The following is a 5747-nucleotide window of genomic DNA, read 5'->3' as shown; positions in this document are numbered from 1 at the left end:
CCTGCGAACAGCTTGCCCTGTCCGCAGCGCGGGCATTTGCAGGCAAGCCCGCGCAGGATGGTCTGGGAGAGAGGTGTGGCGGCGTCGGTCATGTGATCACAAAGCAAAGGGGCGGCCACAGCGGCCGCCCCTTGTAGCACGATCGTCCGCGAACTACTCGGCGCCGACCAGGCGGCCGCCGCCGGTGCCCCAGACATAGATGCAGATGAACAGGAACAGCCAGACCACGTCGACGAAATGCCAGTACCAGGCGGCGAATTCGAAGCCGAGATGCTGGGTCGGCGAGAAATGGCCGCGATAGGCGCGAATCAGGCAGACGATCAGGAAAATGGTGCCGACCAGCACGTGGAAGCCGTGGAAGCCGGTCGCCATGAAGAAGGTCGCGCCATAGACGTTGCCGGAGAAGCCGAACGCGGCATGGGCGTATTCATAGGCCTGCACGCCGGTGAACGAGGCGCCGAGCAGGATGGTCAGGATCAGCCCGTATTTCAGTCCCTGGCGGTCGTTCTCGAGCAGCGCATGATGCGCCCAGGTCACGGTGGTGCCGGAGGTGAGCAGCAGCAGCGTGTTGAGGAGCGGCAGGTGCCAGGGATCGAAGGCATCGATGCCCTTCGGCGGCCAGGTGCCCGGCACGCTGCAGGCGCCCATCTGGGTGCCGGCGCCGCAGCCGAACACCGCGTCACGCGTCGCATGCACGGCGTCGGCCGGGAACAGCGCGGAATTGAAGAAGGCCCAGAACCAGGCCACGAAGAACATCACTTCCGAGGCGATGAACAGGATCATGCCGTAGCGGTGGCTGAGCTGCACCACGCGGGTGTGGTCGCCCTTGTGCTCGGCCTCGTTGATGACGTCGCCCCACCAGCTTGCCATGGTGTAGAGCACGCCGACGCCGCCCAGGGCGAAGATCATCCACGCCGCCGAGGTCATGTGGTGCATCCACAGGATCGCGCCGACCGCCATCACGAAGGCCGAGACGGAGCCGACGATCGGCCACGGGCTCGGATCGACGAGATGGTAGTCGTGATGCTTAGCGGGGGCCGTAGCCATTTTCGTCTCTCCGTTGGCGGTGCCGTTCCCTTCGGCACGTATTCATCAAACAAATGCGTTCAGAAGCTTCCGGTCACAGGTTTCCTTTGTCCGGCTCGGTGGCGGCGACCGGCTTCGGCGCGGTCTCGCGCACCGGATAGAAGGTGTAGGACAGCGTGATGGTGTTCAGCGTGTCGTTGTCGTGGTCGGCCGCAAGCGACGGATCGACATAGAACACGACCGGCATCTGGCGCTTCTCGCCCGCCGCCATGGTCTGCTCGGTGAAGCAGAAGCAGTTGATCTTCTCGAAATAGGCGCCGACCGTGAGCGGGGCGACGTTGTAGGCGGCCTGGCCCGTGGTGGTGCGCGCGGACTGGTTGGTGACGGTATAGTAGACGGTGACCACCTGGCCGATATTGACCTCGATCTCGGTCTGCTCCGGCTCGAACTTCCAGGGCAGCCCGCCCGCCACGTTGGAATCGAAGCGCACCGCAAGCTTGCGCGCCAGCGGAGCGGATGCGGGGCCCGATTTCGCCACCTGGGTGGTGCCGTTGAAGCCGGTGGCGCGGCAGAACCAGTTGTAGAACGGCACGGCGGCGTAGGACGCGCCGACCATCAGCACCACGACGACGCCGCAGATTGCGGCGACCAGCGCGTCGCGGCCGAGACGCGGTGCGCGGGCGGCTTCCGGCTCGGTCTTTTCGGGCTCCATCATCTCAAATCTCCGGCCGTCACAGCGGGCGGTTCAGCACCGCCGGTCCCTTGACGATGGTGACCGCGAAAAACAGCAAGACCAGCACGCCGAGCGCGAGCGCAATGGCGACCGAACGCCGGCGCTGGCTCCGCTTCTGCGCCTCGGTGAGGACGATTCCATCTGGCTCCCGCTGGTCGGCCATCGGCTTCTCATGGGCCCCCTACCCGATTCCGGGCACGACGGCGCGGACCACGACCTCGGCCAGCAGCGTCGCGAACAGCGCGAACAGATAGAGGATCGAGAACGCGAACAGTTTTCGCGTCGCGCGCAACGAGGCGCTCCGCTCGCGGCAGCGGTACACGTTGACGGCAAGCGCCAGCATGCCGGCGCCGAACAGCAGCGAGGTCACGCCGTAGACGGCGTCGAAATAGCCGAGCGGCCAAGGCGCGGTCGCAACCGCGACCAGCACGAGGGTGTAGAGCAGGATCTGCAACCGCGTCGCGTCGGGGCCCGCGACGACCGGCAGCATCGGGATTCCGGCGCGGGCGTAATCGTCCGAACGGAACAGCGCCAGCGCCCAGAAATGCGGCGGAGTCCAGAAGAAGATGATGAGGAAGAGCAGGAGCGGCTCGACCGAGAGCGAGCCGGTGGCGGCGACCCAGGCGACCACCGGCGGCAGTGAGCCGGCGGCGCCGCCGATCACGATGTTCTGGGCGGTGAAGCGCTTCAGCCACAGCGTGTAGATCACGACATAGAAGAAGATGGTGAAGGCGAGCAGCGCGCCGGCATACCAGTTGACCAGGATACCGAGCGTCATCACCGAGAAGAAGGCGAGCGTCAGCCCGAACGTCATCGCCTCCGAACGCGTGACGCGGCCGCGCGGGATCGGTCGGTTGGCGGTGCGCGACATCATCGCGTCGATATCGCCCTCCAGCGCCATGTTGAGCGCGCCCGAGGCGCCGGCGCCGACCGCGATGCAGAGCAGCGAGGTGAAGGCCAGCACGGGATGGAAGTGGCCAGGCGCCATCGCCAGACCGACGAGCGCGGTGAAGATCACGAGCGACATCACCCGCGGCTTCAGCAGCGCAACATAGTCGGCGACGTCAGCCTCGGAAATCCGGGGCACATCGATGGCGTTCTGATCGACGACCGACAAGGCTTGCAGCTTCCTTCGAGAAACGGAGGCGCGGCGCCCGTCAAGGGCGCCGCCTGTGGTTGCTCACTGCACCCGCGGCAGCGTTTCGAACTGGTGGAACGGCGGCGGCGAGGGCAACGTCCATTCCAGCGTGGTGGCGCCGGCGCCCCATGGATTATTGCCGGCCTCCTGCTTGCGCATGAAGGCGTCGATCACGCCGTAGATGAAGATCAGCACGCCGAAGCCGGAGATATAGGAGCCGATCGAGGACACATAATTCCAGCCGGCGAAGGCGTCGGGGTAGTCGACATAGCGGCGCGGCATGCCCGACAGGCCGAGGAAGTGCTGCGGGAAGAACACCAGGTTGACGCCGACGAAGGTGAACCAGAAGTGCGCCTTGCCGATCGCCTCGTTGTACATGTAGCCGGACATTTTCGGGAACCAGTAGTACCAGCCGGCGAAGATCGCGAACACCGCGCCGAGCGACAGCACGTAGTGGAAATGCGCGACCACGTAATAGGTGTCCTGCAGCACGCGGTCGACGCCGGCATTGGCCAGCACGACGCCGGTGACGCCGCCGACCGTGAACAGGAAGATGAAGCCGATCGCCCACAGCATCGGGGTGCGGAACTCGATCGAGCCGCCCCACATGGTGGCGATCCACGAGAAGATCTTCACGCCCGTCGGCACAGCGATCACCATGGTGGCGGCGACGAAATAGGCCTGCGTCGCCGACGACATGCCGACCGTGTACATGTGGTGCGCCCATACCACGAAGCCGATGCCGCCGATCGCGACCATGGCGTAGGCCATGCCGAGATAGCCGAACACGGGCTTGCGCGAGAAGGTCGAGACGATCTGGCTGACCATGCCGAAGCCGGGCAGGATGAGAATGTAGACCTCGGGATGGCCGAAGAACCAGAACAGATGCTGGAACAGCACCGGATCGCCGCCGCCGTCGGCCGAGAAGAAGGTGGTACCGAAATTGCGGTCGGTCAGCAGCATGGTGATCGCGCCGGCGAGCACCGGCAGAGCCAAGAGCAGCAGGAATACCGTCACCAGGATCGACCACACGAACAGCGGCATCTTGTGCAAGGTCATGCCGGGCGCACGCATGTTGAAGATCGTGGTGATGAAGTTGATGGCGCCGAGGATCGAGGAGGCGCCGGCGAGGTGCAGCGACAGGATGGCGAAATCGACCGCCGGGCCCGGATGGCCGGAGGTCGACAGCGGCGCATAGATGGTCCAGCCGGCGCCGACGCCGTTGGCGCCCGGCTCGCCCTCGACGAAGCTCGAGATCAGGAGCAGGCTGAACGAGGCCGGCAGCAGCCAGAACGAGATGTTGTTCATGCGCGGGAACGCCATGTCCGGCGCGCCGATCATCAGCGGCACGAACCAGTTGCCGAAGCCGCCGATCATCGCCGGCATCACCATGAAGAAGATCATGATCAGGCCGTGCGAGGTCACGAACACGTTATAGGTATGCGTCTCGTGGAATATCTGGACGCCCGGATACATCAACTCGGCGCGGATCGCGATCGACATGGCCGCACCGATGATGCCGGCGATGATCGCGAACACGAGGTACATCGTGCCGATGTCCTTGTGGTTCGTCGAATAGACCCAGCGCCGCCATCCGGTCGGGTGGTCGTGCGCATGGTCGTCATGGGCGTGATCGCCGTGTGTCGCTGCCGTCGTTGCCATCGTCAAATCCTGCCTTGCAGTCCTCAAAGTCGGGACCTCGAAGGTCCCGTCGCCCTGTCCCGTTCGCCGCCCCGTTAATGCGCCGCGCCAGAAGCGGAGGCGTAGGTATCGGTCTTCGCGCTGGCATATTTCTTCTTCGCGGCCTCCACCCAGGTCGCGAATTCCTGGTCCTCGACCACCTTGACCGCAATCGGCATATAGGCGTGATCCTTGCCGCACAGTTCGGAGCACTGACCGTAGTACATGCCGGTCTTCTCGGCCTTGAACCATGTCTCGTTGAGGCGGCCGGGAATGGAGTCGATCTTGATGCCGAAGGCCGGCACCGCGAAGGAGTGGATGACGTCGGCGCCGGTGGTCTGGATGCGGATCACCTTGTTGACGGGGACAACGACCTCGTTGTCGACCGAGAGCAGCCGCGGCTGCTGGCATTTCTCGCGGGTCTCGTCGCAGGCGAGCAGGGAATCGAACTCGAACTTGCCGTTATCCGGGTAGGCATAGCTCCAGTACCACTGCTTGCCGGTCACCTTGATGGTGAGGTCGGCCTTCGGCACGTCGAGCTCGAGGAACAGCAGCCGGAACGAAGGCACCGCGATGCCGACCAGGATAAGGACTGGAATCAAGGTCCAGGCCACCTCGATCAGCGTGTTGTGGGTGGTGCGGGACGGCGTCGGGTTGGCGCGGGCATTGAACTTGACCATCACCGTGATCAACAGCGCCAGCACGAACAGCGTGATCACCGTGATGATCGCGAGCAGCCAATTGTGGAACCAGTGAATGTTGTCCATCACCGGCGAGCCGGACTGCTGCATCGTGTATTCCCACGGCGCCGGCTGACCCAATTCGGCGAATGCCGATCCGGAAAACACCAGCGCGCAGCCGGCCACCGCCCATCCCAGCAACCGCCGGCCGCTCCGGCCCTTCGACATCTTCATGTCGCTCCCGCTCCCTTAAATCCACCCAAGGCATCCACCCGAAGGCATCCGAGGTGAGGGCCCGTCCGAGGCCCGTTGAATGCCGCGCGATCCGCCTCCCGCTGCGATGGCAGCATACGTTCGAAAATCGAAGTATCCGGGCCTGATCGCTGGGACGCCGAAATGCAGCCTCTCAAACCACAATTCGCGCGCCCCCGCAATGCAGTAGTCGCGGCGCCGAATTGGCCGAACGGACCATCGCCGCGATATCCTCTTT

Annotated in this window: 6 protein-coding genes; all 6 read right to left on the bottom strand. The window is 64.5% G+C overall.

Going from position 1 to position 5747, the window contains the following annotated elements; genetic code table 11:
- Positions 1–153 precede the first annotated feature (153 nt).
- The 6 genes from JOY90_RS14205 to coxB all read right to left on the bottom strand — a co-directional run bounded on the left by JOY90_RS14205 (position 154) and on the right by coxB (position 5491).
- A complete protein-coding gene (locus tag JOY90_RS14205) occupies positions 154–1047 on the bottom strand; it encodes a cytochrome c oxidase subunit 3 (RefSeq protein ID WP_291691751.1) in 894 nt (297 codons plus the stop codon).
- A 73-nt stretch (positions 1048–1120) separates the two neighbouring features.
- The gene (locus tag JOY90_RS14200; protein ID WP_291691750.1) at positions 1121–1741 is read right to left on the bottom strand and encodes a cytochrome c oxidase assembly protein; all 621 of its coding nucleotides are present in this window, start codon (positions 1739–1741) and stop codon (positions 1121–1123) included.
- Between the two features lie 16 nt (positions 1742–1757).
- Positions 1758–1922, bottom strand: a complete 165-nt coding sequence (locus tag JOY90_RS14195) for a CoxF protein (RefSeq protein ID WP_291691749.1) — start codon at positions 1920–1922, stop codon at positions 1758–1760.
- An 18-nt stretch (positions 1923–1940) separates the two neighbouring features.
- Positions 1941–2876, bottom strand: coding sequence for a heme o synthase (locus JOY90_RS14190; RefSeq protein ID WP_291691748.1), 936 nt, complete (start codon positions 2874–2876; stop codon positions 1941–1943).
- A 63-nt stretch (positions 2877–2939) separates the two neighbouring features.
- Complete coding sequence (ctaD, locus tag JOY90_RS14185) at positions 2940–4559, bottom strand: cytochrome c oxidase subunit I (RefSeq protein WP_291691747.1); 1620 nt, start codon at positions 4557–4559, stop codon at positions 2940–2942.
- A gap of 74 nt (positions 4560–4633) precedes the next feature.
- Positions 4634–5491, bottom strand: coding sequence for a cytochrome c oxidase subunit II (gene coxB / locus JOY90_RS14180; protein WP_291691746.1), 858 nt, complete (start codon positions 5489–5491; stop codon positions 4634–4636).
- Positions 5492–5747: the final 256 nt, after the last annotated feature.

Source organism: Bradyrhizobium sp., assembly GCF_019242285.1.
GTDB lineage: Bacteria > Pseudomonadota > Alphaproteobacteria > Rhizobiales > Xanthobacteraceae > Bradyrhizobium.
Note: the sequence above shows the minus strand (reverse complement) of the source record. Positions and strands in the feature narration are given on the sequence as shown.

Excerpts from the sequence above, each read along its gene's own strand:
- JOY90_RS14200 (WP_291691750.1), bottom strand. The coding sequence starts at position 1,741 with ATGATGGAGCCCGAAAAGACCGAGCCGGAAGCCGCCCGCGCACCGCGT.
- JOY90_RS14205 (WP_291691751.1), bottom strand. The coding sequence starts at position 1,047 with ATGGCTACGGCCCCCGCTAAGCATCACGACTACCATCTCGTCGATCCG.
- JOY90_RS14195 (WP_291691749.1), bottom strand. The coding sequence starts at position 1,922 with ATGGCCGACCAGCGGGAGCCAGATGGAATCGTCCTCACCGAGGCGCAG.
- ctaD (WP_291691747.1), bottom strand. The coding sequence starts at position 4,559 with ATGGCAACGACGGCAGCGACACACGGCGATCACGCCCATGACGACCAT.
- coxB (WP_291691746.1), bottom strand. The coding sequence starts at position 5,491 with ATGAAGATGTCGAAGGGCCGGAGCGGCCGGCGGTTGCTGGGATGGGCG.